We start from the raw sequence: 26,957 nt of genomic DNA on the forward strand, positions 1-26,957 counted from the left end.
AAACACACTGAGTGGAAACGTGCGCATGACTCGTATTGTGCTTCTCGCCCGTTTCCGGGATCTCTGAGCTACCTCGCGTGGTACAACTACTGCTACAAGACGACGTCGCAGTACCTCTAGAGATCGAGTGAAGCCAGACATCGGGAGTTGAGTTTGCGTCGAATGGAGATGCGGCACTGACACTGCGTGTGCTGACCGTTTGAGCGACCCGGTCAGCAGGCTACAGCCGCGAAGGCGTGGAGTCGGACGGACAGCCGCCCGACTCCACGCTGAGCGCCTACGCACGTCCCCCGCGTGGATCTTCGCTGTGCTGGTCTCGGACTAGTTCCACGACCTCGTCGTACTTCGGCGAGTTCACGAAGTTGTCGACCGAGATGTGAAGCGCGTCCGGCGTCCGCTGACGTGCGCGGTCGGTGAGCTGATTCTGCGTGATAACCAGGTCGGCCGAGGCGTCCAGGTTCGCGATGGCCTTGTTGACCACGGTGATGTCCTCGATACCGGCCTTCTTGATCTTGTTGCGAAGCACGCTTGCCCCCATGGCCGACGAACCCATGCCCGCGTCGCACGCGAACACGATGTTGCGCACCTGCTTGGTGGTGAGGATGCCGCCGCTCAGGGCACCGTTGGTCGACCTGGCGATCTCCGCCTCGTCGTACGCCGCCTCGGCATCCCGTTCCGCGGCTGCGTCGTTGCCTGCGCTCGCGCGGAGACCGGCCAGGGCTGCCGACTCCTTGCCCTTGTTGGCTTCAGTCTGGGCGATGGCCGCGCTGAGGTCGCCGTCCAGGCCCGCTTCGAGGTCCCGCTTGCGCGTCGAGCGCAGGATGATCGCGGCGAGGATGAACGTGACGGCGGCCGCGAGCAGCACCGACAGGTAGACCACCAGCAGGTTTCCCAGTCCGCCGGCGGCAGGGCCGGCCGCCGCGGCGGTGACCGCGATGATGCTGCCGGGCGCGGCTGGGAAGGCCAGGCCGCCGCCGAGGAGCATGTTGGTGGTGACTCCGGCCGCGCCGCCGGCGATGAGCGCGAGGATCGTCATCGGCTTGCTCAGGGCGTACGGGAAGTAGATCTCGTGGATGCCGCCGAAGAACTGGATGATGATGGCACCCGGTGCCGATGCCTTGGCCATCCCGACTCCGAAGAAGGAGAACGCCAGCAGCAGGCCCACGCCCGGGCCGGGGTTGGCTTCGATGAGGAACAGGATCGACTTGCCGGTCTCAGCCGCCTGCTCGATGCCGAGCGGGGTGAACACGCCGTGATTGATCGCGTTGTTCAGAAACAGGACCTTGGCAGGCTCGACGATGATCGACAGGAGCGGCAGCAGGTTCAGCGAGACCAGCCATCCGACGGCTCCGCCGAGAGCCGCGCTGATGCCCAGCATCACAGGACCGAACGCGAAGAATCCGACGATCGCCAGGAGCATGCCGAGGATGCCGGCGGAGAAGTTGTTGATGAGCATCTCGAACCCGGGCTTGATCTTCCCGTCCCACAGCTTGTCCATCTGCTTGGTGATCCAGGCCGCGAGCGGCCCCATGATCATTGCGCCGAGGAACATCGGGATGTTCGTGCCGACGATCACGCCCATGACGGCAATTGACGCGACGACGCCGCCGCGCTCGCCGTAGACCATTCGTCCGGCGGTGTTGGCGATGAGCAGCGGCAGGAGGTAGGTCACCATCGGACCGACCAGGCCGACGTACTGGGGGAAGGTCGTTCCCTCGGGTGCCTCGGCGAGCGCCACCATGGCGCCTTCCCATCCGATCTCGGCGGCGTTCCCGAACCCGCCGAGCATGTCGGCGACGGGGTACCACTGACCCAGCCAGCCCACGGAGATGAAGAGCATCGTCACGAAACCCCATGCGATGAAGGCCGCGATATTGGGCATGATCATGCCCGAGAGGAAAGTTCCGAAGCGTTGAACTCCGACCCTCGCCTTGTTCATGCCCGATGTGGGCGTCGACGTCGTTGTCATTGCTGTGCTCCCTTGTTCTCTGGGTTCGGCTGTGCCGCGAACGCGGCCCTTCGGGTGGATGCTTCCTGTGCCGCGCTGCGGGCGCCCGCCGCCGAATCGGCGCTGAGCGCGGCCGCGGCGATGTCTCGCGCGTCGTCGATCGTGTGCTCGAGCAGGGTTGCGCGCACGTCGGCCAGCGCGGTGGGGGCCATCGACAGGCTCGTCGCCCCGAGGCCCACGAGCACGACGGCCAGCAGCGGGTCGGCCGCGGCCTCGCCGCAGATGCCGACGGGCTTGCCGGTCGTGCGCCCCGCCTCGCCCACCTCGCGGATGAGGCGGAGCACCGCCGGGTGCCACGGGTCCTGGAACGACGCCACCGATCCGAGCAGGCGGTCGGCGGCCAGCGTGTACTGGGTGAGGTCGTTCGTGCCGATCGAGGCGAAGTCGGCGTGCTCGAGGATGCGGTCGGCCAGGAGCGCCGACGAAGGGACCTCGACCATCACTCCGGCGGTCTTCACGCCGTAGTCCCGGGCGACGTCGACGAAGTACTTCGCCTCTTCGACGGTCGCGACCATCGGGGCCATGACCCACAGGTCCGCGGCGCCGCCGATCTGCCCGCGGGTCGCGGCATCCGCTTCGGCCAGAGCCGTCAGCTGCTCCCGCAGGATGTCCTCGCTGGCGCGCAGAGCGCGAAGTCCGCGCAGTCCGAGGGCCGGGTTCTCCTCATGCGCGTCGTTGAGGAAGGGCAGCGGTTTGTCGGCGCCGGCATCGAGCACGCGCACCACGACCTTCTTTCCGGGGAACGCCGCCAGCAGCTTCGTGTAGGCCTCGCGCTGCTGCTCGACCGTCGGCGCCTGGCTCGAGCTGAGGAACAGGAACTCCGTCCGGAACAGGCCCACGCCCTCGGCCCCGAGCGACACCGCGTCGGCAGCGCCGTCGGCGTTGCCGAGGTTCGCCAGCAGCGGCACCGGGGTGCCGTCCGCGAGCGCGCCGTCGGTGACGGGAGCGGATGCCGCGGCCGCCCGCGTCTCGGCACGGGTTCGGGCCCGGCCGAGGTCGTCGTCGGTGGGGTCGGTCGTCACGACGCCGGCGGCGGCATCCACGATCACCGTCTCGCCGTCGCGGAGGTGGGTGGCCTCCACCGCGCCGACGACGGCGACGATCGACTTCTCGCGGGCGAGGATCGCCGTGTGCGAGGTCGGCCCGCCCTCGGTCGTGACGAGGGCCAGCACCTTGTCGAGGTCGAGGAGCGCCGTGTCGGCCGGCGCGAGGTCCTTCGCCACGAGCACGAACGGATGTCCCGGGTCGGGCACGCCGGGAGCCGGAACGCCGCGCAGCCGGGCGATGATGCGCTGGGCGACGTCGTCGAGGTCGGCGGCGCGCTCGCCGAGGTAGCCGCCCATGGCGGTCAGCTGGTCGCGGAACGACGCGAAGGCGTCGAACACCGCCCATTCGCCGGTGCGGCCCTGCGCCAGTCGTGCGTCCACCTCGTCGGCCAGGCTCGGGTCCTCGGCCATCATCGCCTGAGCCTCGAGCACCTCCTGCGCGGCGCCGCCCGCCTGGGCTCCGCGCTGCTCGAGCTCGCGTGCGACGGCGGCGACGGCATCCGTCACCCGCGCCTTCTCCTCATCGGCGCTCAGCGTGCTGGGTGCGTCGGTCGGTGCGGGCAGCGGCTCGGCCATGCGCGCGACCGGGCCCTGGGCGACGCCGAGGCCGATCCCCACCCCTCGGAGCTCTTGCGAGGTCTGCTCTGCGGAAAGCTGCTCGGCCATGATCAGGCGGCGTCGTGGTCGGTCGTGAGCAGTTCGGCGAGCGCGTCGAGCGTGGCGTCCGCGCCGTCGCCGTCCGCGGTCAGGGTCACGTAGTCGCCCTGCTCCACGCCCAGCGCGATCACGCCCAGGATGCTGGCCGCGTTGACCGGGCCGCCGGAGTCCTTCGCGATCGTGATCGGGATGCCGGCATCCTTCGCCGCCTGGGCGAACAGCTTCGCGGGGCGGGCGTGGAGGCCGTGGGAGGATCCGATCCGGACGGTGCGTGAGATGGCGGGCATGTCGTGACCTCTCTGTCTTCCTGCGGTCTGGCTTCGTGCGGTCTGGCTCTGGTGCGGTCTGGCTGTGGTTGGTGCGTGGCGTCGGGGTGTTGGTGGCGTTCAGGTCCCGGGTGGGTGATCTGCGTTCGTGATCGGAGCCGGCCCACCGGGGGTCCCGACTGCGTCGCGGACCAGTGCGAGCGTGCGCGTGCCGTCCAGGTCTCCGAAGATGTCGGGCGGCAGCAGCACCACGGTCGTGCCCCGAAGAGCCGCGTCCCGCTCGATGCGCTCCAGCGCATGACCGAGGTGCGGCCCCACGAGGACGACATCGGCGGCATCGAGATCGATCGGGAGCGACAGCTCCGTGCCGGCGAAGGCGGTGTAGGCGAGACCCCGGTCGTGGGCTGCGTGGCGCACGCGCTGGGCGACGAAGGTGCTCGAGGCACCCGCTCCGCAGACAACAAGGATCCTCATCGACCCGCCTCCTCATGAGCCATTCTTGTGAAGACGCTGAGAGGCGACAACCAGTCCTTCTTCCGCGGGGGAGGAAACCGTGACCGCTTACGGACGGAACACGCCGCGAACCGTCAGCGTGTACGCGGCGTGTCCCGTCCGTAACCGGTGGGACCAGCGCGTGGTTGACTGGCACCGTGACGCGGGCGAGGCAGGATCGGCTTCTCGGCCTCCTCGCGCGCGACGGCGAATGGGCGACGGCCGCGACCCTGGCCGATGCGCTGGGAGTCACTCCGCGCAGCGTCCGCTCCTACGTCACCGCTGTCAACGCCCGGGTGGCGCCGGGGGTCGCGGTCGAGTCCGGACCTCAGGGCTATCGCGCCGGCCCCGGCGCGGCGACCGCCCTGCGTGCGGCGGGCGACTCCGGCACGCCGCGGGATCGCCTGCACACCCTGGTGCGGGCACTGCTCGACAGCGCCGACGGGATCGACGTGTTCGAGACCGCCGACGACCTCCACGTCTCACCGGCGACGCTCGACGCCGACCTCGCGCGGGTGCGAGGGCTGCTCGGCGGCACCGAGCTCACGCTCGAGCGCTCCGCCTCCCGCGCACGGCTGCGGGGCACCGAGGGCGCGCAGCGGCGCCTCTTGAGCAGGCTCGCACACGACGAGATGGATGCCGGATCCTTCGACCTCGCCGCCCTGCGCCGCACGCTCGGCGAGGGGTCGGTCGGCGCTCAGGCCTTCGGCCCGTTCAAGACCGAGCTCGTCGCCCGGCTGGGAGAGCTGGGCTGGTTCGTCAACGAGTTCGGAATCGGGGACGTGGTGATGCACATCGCGATCGCCGCCGACCGGGTCGCGCGCGACCGCCCGCTCGAGACCGTCGCCGCCGAGACCCGCTCCGAGCAGGCCGAGGTCGCCGCGATCATCGGCGAGCTGGCCGAGCAGCACCTCGGCGTGCAGCTCGGCGCCGGGGATCTGAGCCACCTCGCGACGCTGGTGCTGACCCGCGTCGTGGCTCCGGGGGCCGCCCAGGCCGACAGCGCGCGCGAGCACACCCGGGCGCAGCTCGAGCCGGAGGTCGAGCGCGTCGTGCGCGACGTGGTCCAGCAGGCGGCGGCGGAGTTCCTCGTCGACATCGTGCACGAGGACTTCCTGCTCCGCCTCACGCTGCACGTGCAGAACCTGCGGCACCGGGCGCGCGAACAGGCATGGTCGCGCAACCCGCTCACCCGCTCACTGAAGTCGACGTACCCGATGATCTTCGAGGTCGCGGTCTTCATCGCCAGCGGCCTGCACGAGAGGCTCGACATCCCGCTCCTCGATGACGAGATCGCCTACATCGCGATGCACGTCGGCGGCCGGCTCGAGCGCAGCAGGCGGGCCGATCAGCTGCTCACCGCGACGATCGTCTGCCCGGGCTACTACGAGCTGCACGAGCTGCTGCGCTCCTCGGTCGACCGCTCGCTCGGCCAGGCGATCGAGGTCGTCGGCGTCGAGACTCGGGTGGACCCCGACTGGGCGTCGATCGACACCGACCTGGTGCTGACCACGATCGAGCCCGCCGTGCCGGGGGAGCGCATCGTGCGCATCCAGCCGTTCCTCACCGACGCCGACGTCGAGCGCGTCCAGGCCGCCGCGGGACGCATCCGCCGGTCCCGTCGCCTCGCACGGCTGCGCACCGAGCTCGAGCGCTACTTCGAGCCGGCGGCGTTCGTCCGGGGCCTCGAACCGGCGCTCGGAGAGCAGGGTGTGATCCGGCTCCTCGGGGAGCCCCTCGTGGCGCAGGGCGTGATCGACGCCGACTACGTCGACCGCACGATCCAGCGGGAGCAGCTGTCGTCGACCGCGTTCACCGATGCTCTGGCCGTTCCGCATGCGCTGGGGATGACGGCATCCCGCACCGCCATCGCGATCGGCATCGCCGACCCGTCGATCCCGTGGGGCGACGGCCGAGTGCAGGTCGTGGCGCTCGTGGCGTTCTCGGAGACCGACCGCGAAGCGTTCCAGACCGTGTTCGAGCAGTTCGTCGAGGTCTTCTCCGAGCGCGACAGCGTGCAGCGCATCGTGCGCCGCGCCTCGTCGTTCGCGGCCTTCCTCGACGAGCTCGTGGCCGTCATCGACGGCTGAGCCGATACCCGGGCGGATGCCGCGGGCCGGGGCTCAGCCGCGGGCGAGGCGCTGCTGCAGGCCGAGCTTCACTGCCGGCCACTCGTGGGGAAGGATCGAGAAGACGACGGTGTCGCGGAGAGTGCCGTCGGGGCCGAGCCGGTGGTTGCGCAGGACGCCGTCCTGCTTGGCGCCCAGGCGCGCGATCGCGTCCCGCGACTGGCGATTGTGCCAATGCGTGCGGAACTCGACCGCGATCGCGTCGCATGCCTCGAACGCGTGCGTGAGCAGCAGCAGCTTCGCCGCGGTGTTCACGGCCGTCCGCTGGGCTTCGAGGCCGAGCCAGGTGTGACCGATCTCGACATGCCGGTTCGCCTGGTCGATGTTGCAGAAGGTCGTGCTGCCGACGACGCGGCCGGTGTCCAGGCGGCGCACCGCCCACGGGTTCATCGTGCCCTCGTCGTGCCACGACAGGCGCTGCGCGATGTCGGCGGCAACGCCTTCGGGCCGGGGAACAGAGGTGTACCACGCGTGGTCGAGGCCCGTGGCGGCCGCAGCCAGGTCGACCTCGTGATCCCGGCTCAGCGGTTCGAGGCGGACGTCTGCGTTCTCGAGCGTGACGGGCAAGGTGAGCAGCATCTTCCGAGCCTAGGGCTCGATGTGCGCCGACTCCCGCCGACATACTTCGCAATTCTTCGTCCTCGTGGCCCGAGAGGCTCGTGAGCCTGCTTAGGCTCGTTGAGGCGTTCATTCCGACGCATGCACAGCGAAGAGGATCCCCCACGATGTTGAAGACCACACGGCGCGTTTTCGCGCCGGTCGCACTGGCGCTCGCAGCGACCATCGGACTGGCCGCGTGCGCTCAGGGCGGCCCCGCCCCCGAGTCCAGCGGCGCCGAGGCGACCGGGCAGTTCACCTACGTGATCGCGAGCGACCCGACCTCGCTCAACCCGATCAACGTGGCCGACCGCTGGGGCCTCACCGTCACGAACCTCGTCTACTCGCCGCTGGCGCGGGTCGAGGGCGACGGCACCGTCGTCAACGAGCTCGCCGAGAGCATCGAGCCGGCCGAGGACGGATTGTCCGTGACCGTCACTCTGAAGGAAGGACTCACCTGGTCGGACGGCGAGCCGCTCACCGCCGACGACGTGGTCTTCACCTACACGAACAAGGCCGTGCGCGAGAACGGCAACGCCGACCTGCTCTACGTGGGCGATCAGCCGATCACGGCGAGCGCCGCTGACGAGCGCACCGTCGTCTTCACGCTTCCCTCGGTCAGTGCGGCGGCGCTCAGCAACATCGCGACCGAGACATACATCATCCCCGAGCACGTGTACGGAGAGGTCACCGACTTCTCGGTGCCCGAGCTCGACCCGCTCGCGGTGGGCTCCGGCCCGTACGAGCTGACCGAGTACGAGCGCGGCCAGTACCTGACGTTCGAGGCGAATGAGAACTACTACGGCGAGGCGCCGAACATCCCGCAGGTCACCCTGCGCATCGTCTCGAATGCCGACACCGTGAAGACGGCGCTGCAGACGGGTGAGGCGGATGCCTCGTTCGCGACGCCCGATCAGGTCTCCGAGCTCGAGGGTGCCGGACTGAACGTCTCCCCCTACGCCGAGGGCCGCGTCGCCTACTTCGGCCTGAACGCCGCCAAGCTCACCGACCCGAAGGTGCGCCAGGCGCTGTTCTTCGCGCTGGACCGCGAGGAGATCAACACCGGCGCGTTCCTCAGCGAGGACTACTACGAGAGCGCCTCCACCATCCTCCCGCCGAGCAATGCGTTCGCCACCGAGGACGTCGAGACCTACGAGCAGGACCTGGATGCCTCGGCAGCCCTCCTCGAGGAGGCCGGTGTCGCCGATCTGTCGATCACGCTGGCGTACGCGGGTGCCGATCCCGCGCAGACCACCCAGGCGACGCTCATCCAGCAGCAGCTGCAGGAGGCGGGGGTCACCGTGGAGCTCGCCGGCATCGAGCCGGCCGCGGTGTTCGAAGAGATCAAGAAGGGTGCGGAGTCGCAGTACGACGCGTTCCTGGGCGGCTACATCATGGGTCAGGATCCTGACGCCTACAGCCTGCTCTACCGCACCGGCGCCTCGGCGAACTACTTCTCGTACTCCAACCCCGCGACCGACGCGCTGTTCGATCAGGGCGCCGTCGAGCTCGACCCGGACGCTCGCAAGGCCGTCTACGCCGACCTTCAGGCGCAGATCGCGGAGGACGCGGTGATGTTCCCGCTCGCCGACAACCTCAAGATCCTCGCCGTCAACCCGCGCATCGGCGGTGTCGAGGAGGCCCGGCTGGTTCCGATCTACACGCTGGAGAACTTCGGGCTCCTCACCGAGCAGTGAGCCGTGACGTCACGGGCGCCCGCCCACTTTGATTCAATGAGACCGGGCGCCCGTGACGTCGTCATGTGTGCCGGCGGGTCGTGCCTCCGGCATCCGATCGTCGCGCGGAAGGGAGTGCAATGGCGGTCTACATCCTGCGGCGCCTGCTGCAGGTCGTCCCGATGCTCCTCGTCGTGACATTCGTGGTCTTCCTCCTCATCCAGGCCGCGCCCTACGACGTGGTCGACGCGATCACGACACCGCAGATGTCGGACGAGACCGTCGACGCGATCCGCGCGAAGTACGGCCTCGATCAGCCGATCGTCGTCCAGTACGGACTGTGGCTCGGGAACGTCCTGCAGGGCGACCTCGGCTACTCGCTCGTGAGCCGGCAGCCGATCGCGCAGGAGCTCGCGGCGCGAGTGCCCAACACCGTGATGCTCGTCGCGCCGGCGTATCTCGCCGCGCTCGTGATCGCGATCGTGCTCGGGCTGGTCGCCGGCTCGCGCCGGGGCACCGTCCTCGACAAGGCGATCGACGGCCTCGCGGGCGTAGGCATCGCGACGCCCTCGTTCTGGTTCGCGCTGCTGGTGATCTACGTCTTCGGCTATCAGCTGCGCTGGTTCCCGATCATCGGCATGCACTCCGTCGGCAAGCAGGGCGACCCCGTCGACTTCCTGCTGCACTTCGTGATGCCGTTCACCGTCCTCGTCGTGGCGTTCTTCCCCGAGCTCGCCCGCTACGTGCGATCGGCGACCATCACCCAGCTGTCGCAGGAATACGTGCTGGTGCAGCGCGGCTTCGGCGCCACACGGCGCCAGGTGCTCACCCGGCACGTCAGCCGGAACGTCACCCTGCCGATCATCACGCAGCTGGGGCTGGCGCTGCCGATCCTCGTGACCGGTGCGATCGTCACCGAGTCGATCTTCGGCTGGCCCGGGATCGGACCCTACTTCCTCACCGCCACGCGCAGCCTGGACTACCCCGTGATCCTCGCCGTGCTGCTGCTGTCCGCGGTGCTCGTGATCCTCGGCAACCTCCTCGCCGACATCCTCTACGTCGTCGCCGACCCGCGCATCCGGATCGGAGCGCGCGCATGACCGCGATGCCCGATGTCGCCGCCACCGTCGACGCCACCAGCCTCGTCCACCGGGCGCGGTCGTTCCGCTCCGTCTCGGCGATCCTCGCGATCGCCTTCCTCGCGGTCGTGGGCGCCGTGTCGCTCCTCGCGCCGCTTCTGCCCCTGGACCCGACGACGACCGACCTCGCGATCCGGTGGCAGCCGCCGAGCGCCGCGCACTGGTTCGGCACCGACGAGCTCGGACGCGACTACTTCTCGCGTGTCGTCTACGGCGGCCGGATCTCGCTCACCGTCGGGATCCTCGCCATGGCGGCGGCGACGGCGATCGGCGTCGTCGTCGGCCTCGTCGCCGGATACGCCGGCGGGCGTCTGGACGACGCCCTCATGCGCGTCGTCGACTTCCTCTCGTCGATCCCGTGGATGGTGCTCGTGATCGTCGCGAGCGTGTTCCTGCGTCCCGGACTGTGGACGATCATCGTCGTGATCGGCGCGTTCTCCTGGATGGCGACCGCCCGGCTCGTGCGCGCCGAGACGCTGTCGCTGCGGGAGCGGGCGTACGTCGGCTATGCCCGCTACATCGGCGTGCGCCGCGCGCTCGTGGTGTGGCGTCACGTGCTGCCCGACGCCGCCCCGACGATCATCGTCGCCGCGACCGCCAGCATCTCGACGGCGATCCTCACCGAGTCCGCGCTGAGTTTCCTCGGCCTGGGCATCCAGCCGCCGATGGCATCGTGGGGGAGCCTGCTCGAGACGGCGCAGGGAGCCCTGCAGACCGCGCCGTACCTGGCCCTGATCCCCGGCATCCTGATCCTCCTCACGGTGCTGTCGTTCAATGTGCTCGGCGACGCACTCCGCCAGTCCGTCAGCGAAGGGGGAGCGTCGTGACCGAACCCGAGCTCGAGCCCGATCCCGGCACGGGTGCCGGCGCTGCCGCGAACGAGGTTCTGCTGGGCATGACGGGCCTCGCCGTCGACCTGCCCGGCCGGACGGGCGGGCGGGTGCGAGTGCTCGACGACGTGTCGTTCGAGATCCCTCGCGGACGCATCGTCGGAGTCGTCGGCGAGTCCGGTTCGGGCAAGACGATGCTGCTGCGCTCGCTGCTCGACATCCTGCCCGACCGGGCCGAGCGCTCGTGGCGCAGTGTGGTGCTGGACGGCGAGGACGTCACCGCGACCTTCAGGAGTCGGCGCCTGCCGGCGGCGATGATCTTCCAGGACCCGATGACCTCGTTCAACCCGCTGGTGCGGATCGGCGGGCACCTCACCGAGGTCGCGCGGCGGTTCCAGGGCGTCGGAGGCCGCGAGGCCCGGACTCTCGCCCGGGAGGCGCTGGCCGCTGTGCGCATCCCCGACCCCGATCGCGTGCTCGGACGCTTTCCGCACGAGCTCTCCGGCGGCCTGCGCCAGCGGGCGATGATCGCGATGGCTCTGCTCGCTCAGCCCGAGCTGCTGCTCGCCGACGAGCCGACGACCGCACTGGACGCGACGATCCAGGCTCAGATCCTGGCACTTCTGCGGACGCTCCAGCGGGAGCGGGAGCTCACGGTCCTCATCGTGACGCACGACCTCGGCGTCGTGGCCGCGATGTGCGACGAGGTGCTCGTGATGAAGGACGGACGCATCGTCGAATCGGGCCCCGTCGATCGCGTGTTCGGTGAGCCGCGGCATCCGTACACGCGGTCGCTGCTCGATGCCGCGCCGGACCGCCGGACGGAGGTGCCGGAATGAGTGCGACGGATGCCTCCGCCGCGGTGTCGTCGACGCTCGTCGAGGCGCGGGGCGTGGTGAAGACGTACCCGCTGCGCAACGCGTGGGGCCGCACGCGCGGCACGGTGCGCGCGGTGGACGGCGTCGACCTCGCGATCCGCCGTGGCGAGACGCTGGCGCTCGTGGGGGAATCGGGGAGCGGCAAGTCGACTCTCGGGCGCTGCCTGCTGCAGATGGAGGAGCCGGACAGCGGCACCGTCGCCTACGACGGGGTGGACCTCACCGCGCTTCCGCGCGCGCGGCGAGCGGACTATCACCGCTCGATGCAAATCATCTTCCAGGATCCCTTCTCGTCGCTGAACCCGCACCGCACCGCGTTGCAGAACGTGATGGAGCCGCTCGCCGTGCTGGCACCCGGAGCCGACGCGAGAGCCCGAGCGGTCGAGGCGCTGGCTGCGGTCGGGATCGAGGGGGATGCCGTCCACCGGCGTCCGCGCGCGTTCAGCGGTGGGCAGCGTCAGAGGATCGTCATCGCCCGGGCCATCGCGGTGCGCCCCGGCTTCGTGGTCTGCGATGAGCCCCTCTCGGCCCTGGACATGTCGATCCAGGCGCAGGTCACCGACCTGCTCCTGACGCTGCAGCGCGAGCTCGACCTGACGTATCTGTTCATCTCGCACGACCTTTCGGTGGTGCGCCAGATCGCCACGCGCACCGCGGTCATGAACCGGGGCCGCATCGTCGAGCTCGGCCCGACGGCGGAGGTCTTCGCCTCGCCGCAGCACGCCTACACCCGGCACCTTCTGGATGCCATGCTGACCGCCGACCCGGCCGAGGCCCGGCGCCGGCTGGAGCGGATCTCGGCGAGGCCGGAGCCTGCCGCGTTCGAGGCCGAGGGCGGCGCGCTCGCCGAGGTCGCACCCGGCCACTTCGTCCTGCGCTGATCCGCGGCGGATCTCGGGCTCAGGAGTCCTTGGTGTGCATCTCGGCTTCCACGGCGGCCGGTGCCGCGGCGGGGTTCGCTTCGCCGACGGCGGCCGCTCGCCGCGCTGCCGTGATGGCGCGCTGACCGGCGGGCAGCCACACCGCGAGCCCGACGACCACGAAGGTCAGGACGCCCGCGGCGATGAGCAGCACCTCGATCGACACGACGTCGGCGAGCGGACCGAAGACGACCATGCCGATCGGCATCGCGACGGCCATCACGATGCCGACGAAGCCGAACACGCGGCCCTGCCGCTCGGGTTCGACCGTTTCCTGGAGGAGCGTCATGGACGGGGTCGAGAAGAACGGCACCGCCAGGCCCACCAGGAACATGAAGCCGAAGAAGACCCAGATGTTCGACGAGAGGCCCAGGCCGATCGACAGCGCACCGAAGATCAGGGACGAGATGACGATGAGCCCGATGCGGCTGCGCTTGGCGAAGAACGACGCGACGAGGATGCCGCCGAGCATCATGCCGACGCTGAAGGCGATCTCCAGCACCGCGAGGTTGACGACATCCTGCGCCTCGCCGGCGGGGAAGGTGCGCACCAGCATCAGCGGCGTGAGGTTCGACGGCGCCACGGTGAGCAGGAAGATGATCGCGAAGAGCACGAGCAGCCACCGCACGAAGGCGTGGTGCACGATGTAGCGCACGCCGTCGACGAGGTCGGCGAAGTAGCCGGTCTCCACGTCACCGGCCCGGCGGATCGTGGCGACCGGGATGAGCGCCACGATCCCCACACCGATCACCGCGGTGACCACGTCGATGAAGAAGATCGGGATGAGCGAGGCGGCGGTGCCGTCCGAGGCCGCCGACGCCCACGCGTAGAGCCCTCCCGCGGCGGCGGGAGCCAGCAGCATCATCGCCGACTGGATCGAGCCGTTGATGCCGTTGACGCGGATCAGATTGCGGGTCGGGACGATCTGCGGGATGAGCGCCGAGACGGCCGGCATCTGGATGCCGGCGCCCGCCGAGCGGATCGCCATCGTCGCGAAGATCAGCCACACCGCGTCGTAGCCGGTCATCATGATGAGCGCGAGGGCGAGCGTGGTGAGCGCGATCGCGGCATCGGCCCCCATGATGAGGTACTTCCGGTTGTGGCGGTCGGCCCAGACCCCGCCGAAGATCGACACCACGGCCTGAGGAAGGAATCCGAACACCGCCGCCAGCGCCATCACGAGGCCGGACTGGTACGTGATGGTGAGGTACCAGAACACGGCGTACTGCACCAGCATCGAGCCGAACAGGGTCACCGTCTGGCCGCTCAGGAACAGGATGACGTTGCGCAGCCAGTGCGGGGGATCGGGCGTCTCGTCGACCGGAGCCGCGGCATCCGTTCCGTCGTCGTTCGGCGCGCCAGTCATCGTTCACTCCTCGTCTCGATGTCGAATCCCCCGCGAAGCGCACATCTCGCACGCGATCTCACGCGGCCGCGACTTTAGCACGCGCGTCGGACACGCGTCCGGCGAGGAGTGATCCGTGGCAGCTCAGCCGCCGTATTCGGCGAGAAGTGAACGGGCGCTCTCGGCCAGCGCCTCGATGCGCTGCGCCGCGTCCTCGCGTGACTCGCCGCGCACATCGAGGTACAGCTTCAGCTTCGGCTCGGTGCCGCTCGGACGCACGATCACGCGCGATCCGTCGGTGAGCCACAGCCGCAGCACATCTCCTGGGGGAAAGTCATCGACCCCGGCAAGAAGGTCGTCGACGCGCTCGACGGCGACATCGCCGAGGGACTCCGGATGCCGCGCCCGCAGCGCCTGCATGATGCGGGCGATCTGCGACACGTCGTCGACCCGCACCGAGATCTGGTCGCTGGCGAATGACCCGAAGGTCTCGTCGAACTCGCGCAGCAGGTCGGCGAGGGTGGCTCCGCGCCCTCGCGCCTCCGAGACCATGCCGAGGATCGCGACGGCCGCCGAGATACCGTCCTTGTCGCGGACCGTCTCGGGGTTCACCAGGTACCCGAGCGCCTCTTCGAAGCCGAAGACCATCCCGGGGGCGCGCGAGATCCACTTGAAGCCGGTGAGGGTCGCGTGGAAGTCGAGACCGTAGTGCTCGGCGACCGTCTGCAGTCCTGGCGACGAGACGAGCGAGCACGCGAGCGACGCGCCCTCGGCGGCGCCGTCTGCCGCTGCGCGCTCCGCGGCGCGCCAGCCGAGCAGCAGGCCGATCTCATTGCCCGACAGGCGGCGCCAGCCGCCGTCGGCGGATTCGTCGGGGATCGCGACCGCCAGCCGGTCGGCGTCGGGGTCGTTCGCGATGACGAGGTCGGCCTCGGCCTCGCGCGCCGCGGCGAAGGAGAGGTCCATCGCCCCCGGCTCCTCGGGGTTAGGGAACGCGACGGTGGGGAAGGCGGGGTCGGGGTCGAGCTGCGGCGTCACCGGGATCGGCGACGGGTAGCCCGCCGCCTCGACGATCCGCGCGAACGTCTCCCACCCGACGCCGTGCATCGCGCTGTACACCCAGCGCAGTCCTTCGGCACCCGGCGGCGCCGGCGCGACCGCGACCGTCGCCGCGACGTACTCGTCGACGACCGTCTCCGGCGCGACCTCATAGGCGAGCGAGCGCGGCAGCGTGCTGATGTCGGCGGCGTCGGCCACCCGCTGGATCTGCGCGGCGATCTCGGCGTCGGCCGGTGAGACGATCTGCGACCCGTCGTCGGGGCCGCCGAGGTAGACCTTGTAGCCGTTGTCGTTGGGCGGGTTGTGGCTGGCCGTCACCATGACCCCGGCCGCTGCCCCGAGCCGGCGCACCGCGAAAGCGAGGACGGGAGTGGGGAGCAGGTGGGGGAGGAGGATCGCGCGCAATCCCGCGCCGGCGAAGATCTCGGCGGAGTCCCGGGCGAACACGTCGGAATTGCGTCGCCCGTCGTAGCCGATCACGACGATCGGCGCGTCGTCGAGGATGGCGGGGGTGGCTGTCTCCTCAGCAGCGGCCGCGGCATCCGTCGGCGTCGTCACGGGCGCGGACAGGCCGGCGCGCCCGCGGACGTAGGCCGCGAGACCTGCCGCGGCCTGCGCCACGAGCACGCGGTTCATGCGATTGCTGCCCGCACCGAGCTCGCCGCGCAGACCGGCCGTGCCGAAGGCGAGGCGCGTGGCGAACCGGTCGTCGAGCTCGGCCGACGCCGTCTCGTCGCCGGACTCGGCGGCTTCGATGAGGGCGCGCAGCTCGCCTCGGGTCTCACCGTCGGGATCCTGCGCGAGCCACGTCCGAGCCGTCTCGAGAATTCCCCCGGGCGTGGTCGTAGGCACCTTGTCGGGTGCCGGCTCCTGGCGCTCGGCGTCGGCGGCGGGCACGTCGGCGCCGTTCCTACCAGTGCCGTCGATGCCGGCGCCGTCGATGCCAGCGCCGTTCGCGCCAGCGCCGCTCACATCGCGCCGATCACGCGGGCGAGCAGGGACGAGATCACCGGCTCGGCGTCGCGGCCGGCCTCGATCACCTCCTGATGACTGAGCGGGGTCGTCTGGATGCCGGCCGCCATGTTCGTGATGAGCGAGAACCCGAGGATCTCCATGCCGGCCTGCCGCGCGGCGATGGCCTCGAGAGCGGTCGACATGCCGACGATGTGGCCGCCGAACGACTTCGCCATCCGCACCTCGGCCGGGGTCTCGTACTGCGGACCGCGGAACTGGCAGTAGACGCCCTCGTCGAGGCTCGGATCCACCGTCCGGGCCAGGTCGCGCAGGCGCGTGGAGTACAGGTCGGTGAGGTCGATGAAGGTCGCGCCTTCGAGAGGCGACGCGCCGGTGAGGTTGATGTGGTCGCTGATCAGCACCGGACGGCCGGGCGTCCACGTGTGCTTGATGCCGCCGGCGCCGTTGGTGAGCACCATCGTGCGGGCGCCGGTGGCCGCCGCCGTCCGCACGCTGTGCACCACCCGGCGCACGCCGTGCCCTTCGTAGAAGTGCGTGCGGGCGCCGATCACGAGCACGCGCCGCCCCTTGGGCGTCACGACGCTGCGCAGCGTGCCGACGTGGCCCTCCAACGCGGGAGCGCTGAATCCGGTGACCTCGGTCGCGGGGAAGCTCGCGGTCGTCTCTCCGAGCAGCTCCGCCGCCTTGCCCCAGCCCGACCCGAGCGTCAGCGCGATGTCGTGGTGCTCGACGCCCGTGATGCGCGCGATGTCCTGCGCTGCCGCGGCCGCAACCTCGAACGGGTCGGCGGCGGGGTCGTCAAGAGGGTTGCCGGTGCTGTCTGACATCCCCCCACTCTAGGAACCTGCGCGCGCGAGAGCCAGCGGGGGCAGGTCGGCCGCGACGGGACCCGATGTCGTGGCCGAGGCATCCGAGAGGAGAGAATGGAAGACATGTCCTTGAGCTTCGAGCGCACGCAGAGCGTCGCCATCATCGGCGGCGGACCCGGAGGCTACGAAGCGGCGCTGGCCGCCGCCCAGCTCGGAGCCGAGGTGACCGTGGTCGAACGGGCGGGCATCGGCGGCTCCGCGGTCATCACCGATGTGGTCCCCTCCAAGACGCTCATCGCGACGGCCGACGCTGCGGTGGCCATCTCGGGTGCCGGCGATCTGGGAGTGCAGCTGTTCGCCAAGGGCAAGGACGGCAAGCCCCTCAAGCCCGAGATCGCGATCAACCTCATCGCCGTCAACAAGCGGCTGCTCTCTCTGGCCCGCCAGCAGTCCGACGACATGCGCGCCTCGCTCGCCGAAGCGGGCGTGCGCATCATCTCCGGCCACGGGCGCCTCGAAGGCGAGAACGCGGTCGTCGTGTCCACCGGCGCCGGCGGCACCGACTTCGATCGCATCGAGGCCGACACGCTCGTCGTCTCGACCGGCTCCTCGCCGCGCGAGCTTCCGACGGCCCGGCCAGACGGCGTGCGCATCCTCACGTGGACGCAGCTGTACGACATGACCGCCATCCCCGAGCACCTCATCGTGGTGGGCTCGGGCGTCACCGGCGCCGAGTTCGCCGGCGCCTACATGAACCTCGGCGCGAAGGTGACCCTCGTCTCCAGCCGCGACCAGGTGCTGCCCGGTGAGGACTCCGACGCCGCCGCCGTCATCGAGAAGGTCTTCAAGCGCGGCGGTATGACCCTGCTGTCGAAGTCGCGCGCCGAGAAGGTCGAGAACGTCGGCGAAGGTGTCGTGGTGACGCTCAGCGACGGCCGGACGATCGAGGGCAGCCACTGCCTCGTGGCCGTCGGCTCGGTGCCCAACACCTCCGGGATCGGGCTCGAGCAGGCCGGCATCCAGATGACCGACTCCGGTCACATCCAGGTCAACCGCGTCGCTCGCACCTCGGTGCCCAACATCTACGCCGCGGGCGACTGCACCTCGTTCATCCCGCTCGCGTCGGTCGCTTCGATGCAGGGCCGGACGGCCGTCTTCCATGCGCTCGGCGACGTCGTGATCCCGCTCGAGCAGCGTCGCATCACGTCGAACATCTTCACCGCGCCCGAGATCGCCACGATCGGCTGGCAGGAGAAGGACATCGCCGACGGCCTCATCAACGGCGTGGTGCACAAGCTGCCACTGGCAGCGAACCCGCGCGCGAAGATGATGGGCATCAAGGACGGCTTCGTCAAGATCATCGCCCGGCAGGGCAGCGGCACCGTGATCGGCGGCGTCATCGTCGGTCCGCGCGCCTCCGAGCTCATCTACCCGATCGCGATCGCCGTCGAGCGTCGCCTCACGGTCGACCAGGTCTCGCGCGTGTTCGCGGTCTACCCGTCCCTGTCGGGCAGCATCACCGATGCCGCCCGCGCCATGCACGTCGTCGACCACACGATCTACGGCGGCTGAGACCCGCGTCTTCTCGAGCCCACGAGAACCGGGCGCCGCGGCATCCGTCCCGATGGGCTGGTCTCGACGCACTGCGTCGCCCGACAGGTCAACCACGGTTCCACAGGAGATACGCGGTCGGACTCCTTCTGCCGAAGCCCGGTTCTCCTGGTGACGGCGCGGCTGGGTTCGTCAGGCCGGCCGTGGAGCCATGACGGATGACGAGGCCGAGGCTCGAGCGAAGCTCGAACGCGCCTTGGCGAATCGGTAGAGTGCGGCCGTGCCGATCAACCCCGCCCCCCGCACCGAAGCACGCGACTCGACCGCACCGGCCACCGTGGTCGATCCCACGCTCCTCGAAGTCCCCGAAGGCCAGCACGACGTCACCGTCGTTCAGGAGATCGACGGCCTGAGCTACATCGACCCGGACGACCCGGCGATGCCGTCGTATCGGGTCATCGCCAACAACCGCCAGCCGGTCGCCCTTCGGGACATGATGATCCTCCCCGTCCGCACGGGGTACGTCGGACAGGACCGCGTGAAGCCGGATCCGGAACTGGACCCGCCCTCCGGGGCCGACGCCGTGCCCGAGGTCGACGTCACGACGGTGTATCTGCCGGTGCGCGACGGCGTGGCGCGATGCCTCGTCTATCGACCGCAATCGAAGCCAGCGGCCACCGACCTCCGCGTCATCCTCTATGCGCACGGCGGCGGATTCACCGTCGGGTCAGCCGAGGACACGGACTACATCACTCGTCGGCTCGCCTTCGACAGCGGTGCCGTCGTCGTGTCGGCGAACTACCGTCTGGCGCCGGAATTCCCGTTTCCCACGCCCCTCGACGACGTGGCCGATGTCTACCAGTGGCTCCTCGAAGATGCGGCCCGCATCGGTGGTGACACAGCGCGGATCGCTGTGGCCGGAGATTCGGCCGGGTCCAACTTCGCCGCCGCCCTCCCGATCGCCGCGCGCGCTCGGGGGCTCGCGGCTCCGCGGGCGGTGCTGATGTTCGGCGCGTTCGTCGACTTCGCCCAGGAGCGCTGGACGTCGTTCCAACAGCAGGCGCCGCGCGGCATCGTCTACGACAGTGCGTTCTTCGGCTTCATCCGAGGGGCGTACCTGCCGACCACGCCGTGGACCGAACCCGCCGCCAGCCCCATCTACGCCGACCTCACCGAATACCCGCCCACCTTCATCGCGACCGGCACGCACGACCCGGTCGTCGACTCAGCTCGCGAATTCGCCCGGCTGATAACGGAGCGCGGCGGCACGGTGGACGGCTATTGGCCCGAGGGCATGCCCCACGGCTTCTACTTCTTCCCGGGGGTGCAGCAGCCCGAGGGCGACATCTCGTTCGAGAGGGCGAAGGCGTTCCTGTCGGCGCACCTCTGACGGCCCGGATGCCGCGGGCCCCGGCATCCGAAAATCAGGCCTCTTCCGGGAGCGTTCAACAGGTGACCCGCGGTTCCACAGGAAGTTTGCGGCCTCGATCCTCCTGCCGGAGGCCGGTTGACCTGTCTGCGCGGGCCGCGCTGGGCGCGACTGGACTCAGCTGATCGTCAGCAGCTGGTGGCCGGCCGACACGGTCGTGCCGGGGTCGGCGTTGATCCCGCCGATGACACCGTCCTTGTGCGCCTGGATCGGCTGCTCCATCTTCATCGCCTCGAGCACGACGACGAGGTCGCCCTTGACGACCTGCTGCCCGTCCTCGACGGCGACCTTGACGATGGTGGCCTGCATCGGCGCCTTGACCGCGTCTCCGGATGCCCCGGCGACGACGGTCGGCGCGTGAGAGCGGCGCGACGGGGGCACGGCCACCGGGCGGCCGGTCGTGCCGGGGGCCGAGACGACGCGGTCGGGCAGACTCACCTCGAGGCGCTTGCCGGCCACCTCGACGACCACAGTGTGACGGTGCTCGGAAGGCTTGGGTGCTTCGAGCTCGCCGTCCCAGGCAGGGATGTCGTTGACGAACTCGGTCTCGATCCAGCGCGTGAAGACGCCGAACCGGCCATCCTCGGCCGTGAACGCGGGGTCGCGCACGACCTTGCGATGGAACGGCAGCACGGTCGGAAGCCCGGCGACCTCGAACTCGTCGAGCGCACGACGGGCGCGCTCGAGGGCCTCGGCGCGGTCGCGACCGGTGACGATGATCTTCGCCAGCAGCGAGTCGAAGGCGCCGCTGACGCTGTCGCCCGCGGTCACGCCGGAGTCCAGGCGGATGCCGGGGCCGCCGAACGTCTTGAACACGTGGATCGGACCCGGCTGGGGGAGGAAGCCCCGGCCGGCGTCCTCGCCATTGATGCGGAACTCGATCGAGTGCCCGTCGGGGGCCGGGTCTTCGTAGCCGAGCTCTTCTCCCTCGGCGAGACGGAACTGCTCGCGCACCAGGTCGACGCCCGTGATCTCCTCCGAGACGGGATGCTCGACCTGCAGACGGGTGTTGACTTCGAGGAACGAGATCGTGCCGTCGGCGCCGATCAGGAACTCGCAGGTGCCCGCGCCGACGTAGCCGACCTCCTTGAGAATCGCCTTCGACGCGTCGTACAGCGTCCTGTTCTGCTCGTCGCTGAGGAACGGAGCGGGCGCCTCTTCGACGAGCTTCTGATGCCGGCGCTGCAGCGAGCAGTCGCGGGTCGAGATGACGACGACGTTGCCCGCGGCATCGGCCAGGCACTGCGTCTCGACGTGACGCGGCTTGTCGAGGTACTTCTCGACGAAGCACTCGCCGCGGCCGAAGGCGGTGATCGCCTCGCGCGTGGCCGACTCGAACAGCTCGGGGACCTCGTCGAGGGTGCGGGCGACCTTGAGGCCGCGTCCGCCGCCGCCGTACGCCGCCTTGATGGCGATCGGAAGGCCGACCTCCTGCGCGAACGCGACGACTTCGTCAGCGCCCGACACCGGGCCGGGGGTTCCCGGGGCGAGCGGCGCCCCCACCTTCTCGGCGACGCTGCGGGCGGTGACCTTGTCGCCGAGGGCCTCGATGGCCTCAGGGCTGGGGCCGATCCAGATCATTCCCGCCGTGATCACCGCGCGCGCGAACTCGGCGTTCTCGGCGAGGAACCCGTAGCCCGGGTGAACCGCATCGGCGCCGGACCGACGCGCGATCGAGAGGATCTTGTCGATCGACAGATAGGTGTCGGCGCTGGTCGAGCCGTCGAGCGCGTAGGCCTCGTCGGCGAGCCGCGCGTGCATCGCGTCGCGGTCCTGGTCGGCGTAGACGGCGACGGACGCCTTGCCCGCATCGCGAGCGGCGCGGATGACGCGGACGGCGATCTCGCCGCGGTTGGCAACGAGAACCTTGGCGATCTGGGGCATGAAGGCCAGCCTACCGACGGCGTCCATCGGGCTTTTGACCGGTTCATACAAGAACCGACCAGAAACGTGGGGTTCCTACGACAATTCCGGAGTGCCGTCCAGGGAGGGATCGGTGGTGTGCCACAGCGCCGTCCAGTCGACGCCCAGTTCCCGCACCAGACGTCGCAGCGTGGAGACCGACATGCCCACGACTGTGGAGGGGTCGCCGTCGACGCGGTCGATGAACGCGCCGCCGAGACTGTCGACCGTGAACGCTCCGGCGACGTGCAGAGGTTCCCCGGTCGCCACATACGCCTCGATCTCGGCATCCGTCACGTCGTCGACGAACCCCACGGATGCCGCCGCCGTCGCGTGCACCTCGCGCGGAGCATGGCCGGGCTCGAGGCGCACCACGGCGTGACCGGAGTGCAGCACGCCGGTCCGGCCGCGCATCGCACGCCAGCGGGCGACGGCGTTCTCGGGAGTGAACGGCTTGCCGAGCACCTCTCCGTCGAGCTCGAACATCGAGTCGCCGCCGATCACGATGCCGTCGAAGGCAGGGATGTCGTCGGCCAGGCGTGCCGCGACCTCGGCGGCCTTGCGGCGGGCGAGAAGAAGCACGTGCTCGTCGGGAGCCAGCCGCCGCCCCTCGGACGCCTCGACCGCCTCGACGACCGCTTCCTCATCGACGTCGGGGGCGATCGTGAGGGGACGGATGCCGAACTGCTGCAGCAGCATCAGACGGGCGGGGGACGTCGAGGCGAGGCACACGCGCATGTGGACAGGGTATCGACGCCCTCGCGCGCCGAACTCCTGAACAACCGGCGTCGAGGTCAGAGCTTCGTGCGAGATTCGGCAGGTCTCGTCGCCGACCACGCGCTTTCTTCAGGAGTTGGGCTCCGGCGCGCGGCCTAAGCTCTTCAGGTGACCGAACCCGGCGAGACCATCGACCTCGAGATCACCGACGTGGCGCACGGCGGCGTCTTCGTCGCCCGTCACGAGGGGCGCGTCGTCTTCGTGTCCGACGCGATCCCGGGTGAGCGGGTGCGGGCGCGGGTGACCGATGCGAGCAAGAAGTCGTTCTGGCGGGCCGAGACGGTCGAGGTGCTCGACGCCTCACCGCACCGTCAGCCGCACGTGTGGCGTCAGGCCGACGTCGATTTCGCTCCCGAGCAGCGTCCGGGCGGAGCGGACTTCGGCCACATCGCACTCGCGCATCAGCGAGAACTCAAACTCCGGGTGCTGCTCGACGCACTGGAGCGCTTCGGCGGCATCGCCGAGCCCGCAGCCACCATGGCGACCGCGGGGCCCGCCCTGTCGGACGCTGCCGAGGTCCCCGACGACGAGACGCCGGACGGGACACGGTGGCGCACGCGTCTGAGCCTGCACGTCGACGATGCCGGGCGCGTCGGACCGTATGCGGCGCGCAGTCACCGCGTGATAGAGGTCGACGGCCACCCTCTCGCCACGGCCGCGGTGGAACAGGCCGCCCTTGCCCTGCGGGGTCACCAGCCGGGCCGCATCGACCTGATCCAGCCCACGGACGGCCGCGTGCGCGTGCTGCCGCGGCCGGAGCGGCGAGCGGATGCTGCGCGCCCGCGTCGTCGCGGCAGGCCGGCGAAGTCGGGCCCCGCCGCACCGGCGCCCACGGCCGAGGTGGTCATCGAGCGCGTCGGCGGACGGGAGTTCCGCGTCGATGCCGGCGGATTCTGGCAGGTCCACCGCCTGGCGGCACACCGCCTGACGTCTGTCGTCTCGTCGAGACTGCGCAGCCTTGGACAGGCTCACGGAACAGGGTATGGACCGGTCATCGACCCTGACGCCTGGCACCTCGACCTCTACGGCGGCGTCGGACTCTTCGCCGCCACCCTCGGGGATCTCGGCGGTCCGTCGACGCGCGTGACGACCGTCGAGTCCGATTCCCGCGCCACCGAGCACGCCGGTGAGAACCTCGCCGAGTGGGTCGGCGCACGCGCCGAGACCGGGCGCGTCGACCGGTGGCTGGCGAAACTCGCGGACGAGGCATCCGTCACCGAACGCGAGCGTCTCGGACGCGGTGTCGTCCTTCTCGACCCGCCGCGTGCGGGAGCCGGTCGCGAGGTCGTCGAACGCATCACGGAGCTGGCGCCGGCGACCGTCGTGTATGTGGCGTGCGATCCCGTCGCGCTCGCGCGCGACCTCTCGACGTTCCGTGACGGCGGGTACGAGCCTGCGTCGATCGACGCCTTCGACATCTTCCCGAATTCGCACCACGTCGAGGCCGTGGCCGTCCTCACCCGGCACGGCGCACGTGGCTAGGCTGGCGGCATGACGCGCGTGGCCCTCATCGACGACCACGAGTCGGTTCGACTCGGACTGGCTGCTGCCTGTGCGCGGGCGGCGACCAAGAAGGTCGTCTTCTCGGGCAGCACCGTGACCGAGTACCTGTCGTGGCGCACGTCGACGTCGGCCGCGCCCGCCGACGTGGTCGTGCTCGATCTGACCCTGGGCGACGGCACGACGGTCACCGAGAACGTGCGACGCCTGGTCGTGGACGGTTCGAGCGTGATCATCCACAGCGTCGCCGACCGCCCTGCGGCGGTGCGCGAGGCGCTCGCGGCGGGAGCCGCCGGCGTGGTGAGCAAGTCCTCGCCCATCGACGACGTCATCGCAGCGATTCGCACGGTGGCCCAGGGCGAGCCGCTGAACAACGTCGAATGGGCGAGCGCGGTCGAGGGCGACCGCGAGTTCGCCGACGCGCAGCTGTCGGCCCGCGAGCGCGACGTGCTGCGCCTCTACGCCGCCGGCCTTCCGCTGAAGGTCGTGGCCGAGAGGCTCGGCGTGGCGTACTCGACGGCCAAGGAAAACATCACGCGCGTGCGTGTGAAGTACGTCGAGGTGGGTCGTCCCGCGCCGACGAAGGTGGATCTTCTGCGTCGCGCGATGGAGGACGGACTGCTGGCTGAATCGGCGGCGGACGCGGGGGATGTCGCGCGTGGCCGCTGACGGTCAGAGCGCGGTGCTCGACACCGCGTGGGCGCAGATTCCGCGCTCGCGCGAAGCGACATCGAGCACCGGATCGTTCACCCGTTCTCGCGTCGAGCGGATCATCTCGATCGCCGCCGCGTCGGGTTCCGTCCTGATCGGGACGCAGTCTTTCCTCGCGGCGCTGGCATCCACCGCCGAGCGGCCGGAATGGCGGCTCCCGCTCATGATCGTCGTGTTCGGCGCCCTCGCCGTCATGCTGCTCGCCTGTGCCTTCGGGCGAGCGGTCAAGGTCACCTCCGGGATCTTCGCGTGCGTTTACCTGCTGGCGCTCGCCGCGTGGCCCTTCGCCACTGCAGGCATCGAGCCGACGCCGCTGCCCGAGCCGTGGATCTGGTTCCTCGTGAACCTCGCGACGCTCGCGGCCGTCCTCGCGTTCCCCCTTCCCGTCCAGATCGGCTTCACGATCCTCGCGCCGCTGCTGTTCTACTTCGTGCGGCTGGTGCAGGGCGGCTTCGCGCCCGACTACTGGTTCGCCGTCGGGCTGGACGTGTCGTTCGCCCTCATCCTGGGCGGCGTCCTCGTGGCGCTCGGCTGGATGCTGCGGTCGGTGGCCGAGAACGTCGACGAGACGCGTGGACGGGCGGTCTCGTCCTACGCCCGGGCCGCCGCTGACGATGCCGCCGAGCAGGAGCGTGTGGCGGTCGCGGCTCTGATGCACGACAGCGTGCTGGCCGCTCTGATCGCCGCAGAGCGGGCGACGACGCCCCGGGAACGTGCCCTGGCTGCGACGATGGCGCGCGAGGCGCTCACCCGCCTGGCGAACACAGAGCAGGACGCGCACGAAGGCCCCGACGAGCCGCGCAAGCCCTCCCAGCTCGCGGACGACATCGAGACCGCCGCAGCCGAGCTCGGCGCCGACATCGAGGTCCACCGTGAGATCTCGGCCGACAGCGGGCCCATACCCGGCCGCATCGCCCGTGCCCTCGCCCTGGCCACGACACAGGCGATCGCCAATGCGCTGCAGCACGCCGGCGGAGCGGGCCTCGGCGTCGCGGTGGTCGCCACACAGGATCGCGTGCGCGTGGAGGTGCACGACGCGGGTGAGGGCTTCGACCTCGAAGCGGTCCCCGACGACCGTCTCGGCATCCGCGCTTCGATCGTCGCACGCGTCGCCGCCGTCGGTGGATCGGCCGATCTCGAGACGGGGCCCCAGGGAACCACCGTCCGCCTCACCTGGCGCGGCGAGTCCTCGGTGATCGGAGTGGGTCCGTGATCAGTGTCAAGAAGATCCTGACGGTGCTCGCTCTCGCCTTCACCGCCTATCTCGCCGCCCGCGGGCTCTCGTGGACCGGCAACGTCCAGCAGCCACTCGTCATCATCGCGGCGCTGCTGTTCTACCTCGGCGTCACGTGGTTCTGCATCTTCCGCGACTCGGCGGCCGAGCCTTCGCCTGAACAGCCCGTCGGCGACGCGCCGCGGCACACGCGGAGACTGCCCGTCTTCGCGCAGGTGCTCGCCCTCGTCTGCGCGGCCTCGGTGCCGAGCGCCATCTCGTGGGCGGTCGGGCCCGAAAACCGCACTGCTTCGTTCGGCACCTGGTACATCGGCGGGATGGGCGCGCTCATGGTGATCGTGATGGTCAGGCGCCGGCCGATCACCGCCTGGGTCGGCTTCGTGCTTCTCGCCATCGCGTCGATGGCGTGGATGGGCGCAGGAGACGCCATCGGCCTCGGCCTCCTGGGGTCTCTGGTGTGGCTCGTCGTGGCGCAGCTCGTGGCGTTCTCCGTCGACCGTGCGGCGCGTGACACGTCCCGCCTCACGCGGCTCCAGCGTGCGGCATCCGCGTGGCAGACCTCTCAGATCGTGCGCCAGCGGGAGCGGCGGATCCAGGTTCAGAAGGCGCTCGCCGTCGCCGGACCGGTGCTCACCCGCACGGTTGCGCAAGCCGGCGATCTCTCGGACGAGGATCGCCTCGAGGCACGGCTCGCCGAAGGACGGCTGCGCGACGAGATGCGCGGCCCGCGCCTTCTCGACGACGACGTGCGCGCCGAGCTCGAGCGGGCTCGCCGGCGCGGCGCGAACGTCACGGTGCTGGACGAGGGCGGTCTGGACGACCTCGACGACGAGACCCTCTCCCTGATCCGCGTCCAGCTCGCCGAGACTCTGCGCGCGGCGACGTCGGACCGTCTCTACATCCGCACGTCACCCGATGCGCGCGTCGCCGTCACGGTCGTGGGCCGTTCACCTTCGGTCGGCGCTCCCAGCGACGAGGACGCCGTGGACCTGTGGCGCGAGATCGCGCACCCCGGCCGGGCCTGACC

The 26,957-nt window shown here is 70.2% G+C and carries 22 protein-coding genes; 12 read left to right on the top strand and 10 right to left on the bottom strand.

Annotated elements, in window-relative coordinates:
• Nucleotides 1-277: 277 nt before the first annotated feature.
• The 4 genes from WYM_RS03540 to WYM_RS03555 form a co-directional block, all read right to left on the bottom strand.
• Nucleotides 278-1,969: a PTS mannitol transporter subunit IICB gene (locus WYM_RS03540; RefSeq protein WP_026059514.1), complete on the bottom strand. Its 1,692-nt coding sequence runs from the start codon at nucleotides 1,967-1,969 to the stop codon at nucleotides 278-280.
• Entirely contained in the window at nucleotides 1,966-3,720 is a 1,755-nt protein-coding gene (gene ptsP / locus WYM_RS03545; protein WP_019179453.1) for a phosphoenolpyruvate--protein phosphotransferase, read from the bottom strand. The genes WYM_RS03540 and ptsP overlap by 4 nt, the downstream gene beginning before the upstream one ends.
• A 2-nt stretch (nucleotides 3,721-3,722) precedes the next feature.
• Nucleotides 3,723-3,998 (bottom strand): HPr family phosphocarrier protein, encoded by a 276-nt coding sequence (locus WYM_RS03550; RefSeq protein ID WP_019179454.1) that lies wholly within the window; start codon nucleotides 3,996-3,998, stop codon nucleotides 3,723-3,725.
• 99 nt (nucleotides 3,999-4,097) lie between these two features.
• Nucleotides 4,098-4,451, bottom strand: coding sequence for a PTS sugar transporter subunit IIB (locus tag WYM_RS03555; RefSeq protein ID WP_019179455.1), 354 nt, complete (start codon nucleotides 4,449-4,451; stop codon nucleotides 4,098-4,100).
• A 176-nt stretch (nucleotides 4,452-4,627) separates the two neighbouring features.
• Between WYM_RS03555 and WYM_RS03560 the strand changes: the two genes are divergently transcribed.
• The gene (locus WYM_RS03560; RefSeq protein ID WP_019179456.1) at nucleotides 4,628-6,559 is read left to right on the top strand and encodes a BglG family transcription antiterminator; all 1,932 of its coding nucleotides are present in this window, start codon (nucleotides 4,628-4,630) and stop codon (nucleotides 6,557-6,559) included.
• A 33-nt stretch (nucleotides 6,560-6,592) separates the two neighbouring features.
• Here WYM_RS03560 and WYM_RS03565 read toward each other — a convergent pair whose 3' ends face one another.
• On the bottom strand, nucleotides 6,593-7,177 hold the full coding sequence (locus WYM_RS03565; protein ID WP_019179457.1) for a GNAT family N-acetyltransferase: 585 nt from the start codon (nucleotides 7,175-7,177) through the stop codon (nucleotides 6,593-6,595).
• 146 nt (nucleotides 7,178-7,323) lie between these two features.
• On the opposite strand from WYM_RS03565, the gene WYM_RS03570 reads away from it, so the two are divergent.
• The 5 genes from WYM_RS03570 (at nucleotide 7,324) to WYM_RS03590 (ending at nucleotide 12,599) form a co-directional block, all read left to right on the top strand.
• On the top strand, nucleotides 7,324-8,892 hold the full coding sequence (locus WYM_RS03570) for an ABC transporter substrate-binding protein (protein ID WP_019179458.1): 1,569 nt from the start codon (nucleotides 7,324-7,326) through the stop codon (nucleotides 8,890-8,892).
• A 119-nt stretch (nucleotides 8,893-9,011) separates the two neighbouring features.
• A complete protein-coding gene (locus WYM_RS03575) occupies nucleotides 9,012-9,971 on the top strand; it encodes an ABC transporter permease (protein ID WP_019179459.1) in 960 nt (319 codons plus the stop codon).
• Nucleotides 9,968-10,837, top strand: coding sequence for an ABC transporter permease (locus tag WYM_RS03580; RefSeq protein ID WP_019179460.1), 870 nt, complete (start codon nucleotides 9,968-9,970; stop codon nucleotides 10,835-10,837). The genes WYM_RS03575 and WYM_RS03580 overlap by 4 nt, the downstream gene beginning before the upstream one ends.
• Nucleotides 10,834-11,679, top strand: a complete 846-nt coding sequence (locus WYM_RS19065) for an ABC transporter ATP-binding protein (RefSeq protein WP_019179461.1) — start codon at nucleotides 10,834-10,836, stop codon at nucleotides 11,677-11,679. Before WYM_RS03580 ends, WYM_RS19065 begins: the two co-directional genes overlap by 4 nt.
• Nucleotides 11,676-12,599, top strand: coding sequence for an ATP-binding cassette domain-containing protein (locus tag WYM_RS03590; RefSeq protein ID WP_019179462.1), 924 nt, complete (start codon nucleotides 11,676-11,678; stop codon nucleotides 12,597-12,599). The genes WYM_RS19065 and WYM_RS03590 overlap by 4 nt, the downstream gene beginning before the upstream one ends.
• 19 nt (nucleotides 12,600-12,618) lie before the next feature.
• Here the strand turns inward: WYM_RS03590 and WYM_RS03595 are convergent, their stop codons facing one another.
• The 3 genes from WYM_RS03595 to WYM_RS03605 form a co-directional block, all read right to left on the bottom strand.
• Nucleotides 12,619-14,004: an MFS transporter gene (locus WYM_RS03595; protein ID WP_019179463.1), complete on the bottom strand. Its 1,386-nt coding sequence runs from the start codon at nucleotides 14,002-14,004 to the stop codon at nucleotides 12,619-12,621.
• A gap of 123 nt (nucleotides 14,005-14,127) precedes the next feature.
• Nucleotides 14,128-15,894 (bottom strand): phospho-sugar mutase, encoded by a 1,767-nt coding sequence (locus tag WYM_RS03600; RefSeq protein WP_026059517.1) that lies wholly within the window; start codon nucleotides 15,892-15,894, stop codon nucleotides 14,128-14,130.
• Between the two features lie 116 nt (nucleotides 15,895-16,010).
• The gene (locus WYM_RS03605) at nucleotides 16,011-16,844 is read right to left on the bottom strand and encodes a purine-nucleoside phosphorylase (RefSeq protein ID WP_019179465.1); all 834 of its coding nucleotides are present in this window, start codon (nucleotides 16,842-16,844) and stop codon (nucleotides 16,011-16,013) included.
• Between the two features lie 96 nt (nucleotides 16,845-16,940).
• Between WYM_RS03605 and WYM_RS03610 the strand changes: the two genes are divergently transcribed.
• Both WYM_RS03610 and WYM_RS03615 read left to right on the top strand, forming a co-directional pair.
• Nucleotides 16,941-18,398: an NAD(P)H-quinone dehydrogenase gene (locus tag WYM_RS03610; protein ID WP_019179466.1), complete on the top strand. Its 1,458-nt coding sequence runs from the start codon at nucleotides 16,941-16,943 to the stop codon at nucleotides 18,396-18,398.
• Between the two features lie 259 nt (nucleotides 18,399-18,657).
• Nucleotides 18,658-19,767: an alpha/beta hydrolase gene (locus WYM_RS03615; protein WP_019179467.1), complete on the top strand. Its 1,110-nt coding sequence runs from the start codon at nucleotides 18,658-18,660 to the stop codon at nucleotides 19,765-19,767.
• Between the two features lie 156 nt (nucleotides 19,768-19,923).
• On the opposite strand, the gene WYM_RS03620 is transcribed toward WYM_RS03615, so the two are convergent.
• Complete coding sequence (locus tag WYM_RS03620; protein WP_026059519.1) at nucleotides 19,924-21,690, bottom strand: acetyl/propionyl/methylcrotonyl-CoA carboxylase subunit alpha; 1,767 nt, start codon at nucleotides 21,688-21,690, stop codon at nucleotides 19,924-19,926.
• Between the two features lie 75 nt (nucleotides 21,691-21,765).
• The gene (locus WYM_RS03625) at nucleotides 21,766-22,446 is read right to left on the bottom strand and encodes a Maf family protein (RefSeq protein ID WP_019179469.1); all 681 of its coding nucleotides are present in this window, start codon (nucleotides 22,444-22,446) and stop codon (nucleotides 21,766-21,768) included.
• A gap of 147 nt (nucleotides 22,447-22,593) precedes the next feature.
• Between WYM_RS03625 and WYM_RS03630 the strand changes: the two genes are divergently transcribed.
• Genes WYM_RS03630 through WYM_RS03645 form a run of 4 tightly spaced genes read left to right on the top strand, consistent with a single transcriptional unit; the run spans nucleotide 22,594 to nucleotide 26,955 of the window.
• A complete protein-coding gene (locus WYM_RS03630; RefSeq protein ID WP_019179470.1) occupies nucleotides 22,594-23,967 on the top strand; it encodes a class I SAM-dependent RNA methyltransferase in 1,374 nt (457 codons plus the stop codon).
• Between the two features lie 9 nt (nucleotides 23,968-23,976).
• Nucleotides 23,977-24,654: a response regulator gene (locus tag WYM_RS03635; RefSeq protein WP_019179471.1), complete on the top strand. Its 678-nt coding sequence runs from the start codon at nucleotides 23,977-23,979 to the stop codon at nucleotides 24,652-24,654.
• Entirely contained in the window at nucleotides 24,635-25,909 is a 1,275-nt protein-coding gene (locus WYM_RS03640; protein WP_019179472.1) for an ATP-binding protein, read from the top strand. Before WYM_RS03635 ends, WYM_RS03640 begins: the two co-directional genes overlap by 20 nt.
• Nucleotides 25,906-26,955 carry a hypothetical protein gene (locus WYM_RS03645; RefSeq protein WP_019179473.1) on the top strand — a complete coding sequence of 350 codons (1,050 nt, stop codon included), beginning with the start codon at nucleotides 25,906-25,908 and terminating at the stop codon, nucleotides 26,953-26,955. The genes WYM_RS03640 and WYM_RS03645 overlap by 4 nt, the downstream gene beginning before the upstream one ends.
• The last annotated feature ends 2 nt before the right edge of the window (nucleotides 26,956-26,957 follow it).

Origin of the sequence: Microbacterium yannicii PS01, assembly GCF_000304335.1 — a bacterium.
Classification (GTDB): Bacteria; Actinomycetota; Actinomycetes; order Actinomycetales; family Microbacteriaceae; genus Microbacterium; species Microbacterium yannicii_A.